The sequence below is a fragment of the Gilliamella bombi genome, assembly GCF_900103255.1.
Lineage (GTDB): Bacteria > Pseudomonadota > Gammaproteobacteria > Enterobacterales > Orbaceae > Gilliamella > Gilliamella bombi.
The window spans coordinates 1-1,419 of the sequence record NZ_FMWS01000036.1; the positions used below are offsets into that span (position 1 = coordinate 1).

2 protein-coding genes are annotated in these 1,419 nt (G+C 33.8%); one reads left to right on the forward strand and one right to left on the reverse strand.

Annotation, left to right across the window (positions count from 1 at the left end; genetic code table 11):
- Window positions 1-151: 151 nt before the first annotated feature.
- Entirely contained in the window at window positions 152-682 is a 531-nt protein-coding gene (locus B9N71_RS07395) for a tail fiber assembly protein (RefSeq protein WP_085165206.1), read from the forward strand.
- On the opposite strand, the gene B9N71_RS12810 is transcribed toward B9N71_RS07395, so the two are convergent.
- Window positions 683-898 carry a hypothetical protein gene (locus tag B9N71_RS12810; RefSeq protein WP_143422081.1) on the reverse strand — a complete coding sequence of 72 codons (216 nt, stop codon included), beginning with the start codon at window positions 896-898 and terminating at the stop codon, window positions 683-685. It abuts the gene before it with no gap.
- Window positions 899-1,419: the final 521 nt, after the last annotated feature.

A 1,419-nucleotide genomic window follows, 5' to 3' on the forward strand; every position in this document is an offset into this window, starting at 1 on the left:
TATCACTGCGATGACGATTGGCTACAAGTAGGCTCACGTCGAATGAGATGGGCGTTTTTTGATTTTGATGCATCACGCGTAGTGCCGACTGCTCACGAAAATAGACCTGTTAATATTGGTATGACACCAGTTATTTATCTTGGAGTTTAATATGATTAATTATTATTTCGATAACACAAATGAACTAAGACCATTCACACATGAGCTAGAAGCTAATGATGATACATTACCGCCAGATAATGCGTTACGCATAGCGCCTGAATTCAAGGACGGCTATTGGCCATGTGAACAAAACGGAAAATGGGTTTTAGTTGAGGACCGCAGAGAGAAAACCGTATATAACATTGAAACGAAAAGTGCGGAAAAAATCGATTACCTCGGTAAAATCAAAAATGGTTATACAGAGCTTGAACCGTTCGAATTTTGTAAGTGGGACGGCAAAAAATGGGTATTAGATGAAGATGCAAAAAATGAACATATCATCAAAAATAATCAAAATTTAAAAAACTCATTAATCAACGAAGCTAACGAAAAAATATCGTTACTTCAAGATACCATTGATCTTGATATGCAAGAAGCAAACGAAGAGGCACAGTTAAAAGCGTGGAAAAAATATCGCATTTTATTAACTCGTGTTGATGCGTCTGATGTTAATGCTGTATTTCCCGCAAAACCTGAATAATCAAAACACACTATCAATCTTCAACTTACAATACTCAACGGCGTCATGTAACATTACAAAATCGGCGATATCGTATAGCGTTTTTGCTGTTTGATAGAACAAGTAATTGTGATCTTCTTCGTTGTTGATAATGTAGCATTCGCCCGTAATTTCATTTTCGAAGTCTTCGGGCGTTTGACGTATGTAAATTGGTAGTGTGTAGTTTATCGTTATCATGATGAGCAAAGTGTATTTATTTGGAGTATTTTATGATGATTTATTTTTGATGTGAATTTGTGAAGTGAAATTATGGAGAGCAGATCACAAAAATGTTTGTGACATATTTGTGCCGTAAATAATGTAAAATAAACTAAAAAATAGTGAATAAATGAACAGCAATTAGTTTGGCTAACCTCTTATATTGTTGATTTATAACAAATTAAAATTACGCTATAAAATAATACGTGTCACTCATAATCGATTGGTCACTGGTTCAAGTCCAGTAGGGGCCACCATCGCAGGAATCAAGTAAGTTTAAAAACGTTCAAAAAACCTTTATCTAACAAGCTTTCCAGTTAATTTACTGTTCAACTAAGTTCATCCTGATTTAGCAAAATTCAAACTTTTATGTTATATATTATGTTATACGTTTGAATATAACATCGAGTTGTATAACATGGTAAAAATAGTTAAGCCTCTTACTAATACACAAATTAAAAACGCCAAGCCAAAAGAAAATTTGATCCTCGCCAAAATAT

Excerpts from the sequence above, each read along its gene's own strand:
- B9N71_RS07395 (WP_085165206.1), top strand. The coding sequence starts at position 152 with ATGATTAATTATTATTTCGATAACACAAATGAACTAAGACCATTCACA.
- B9N71_RS12810 (WP_143422081.1), bottom strand. The coding sequence starts at position 898 with ATGATAACGATAAACTACACACTACCAATTTACATACGTCAAACGCCC.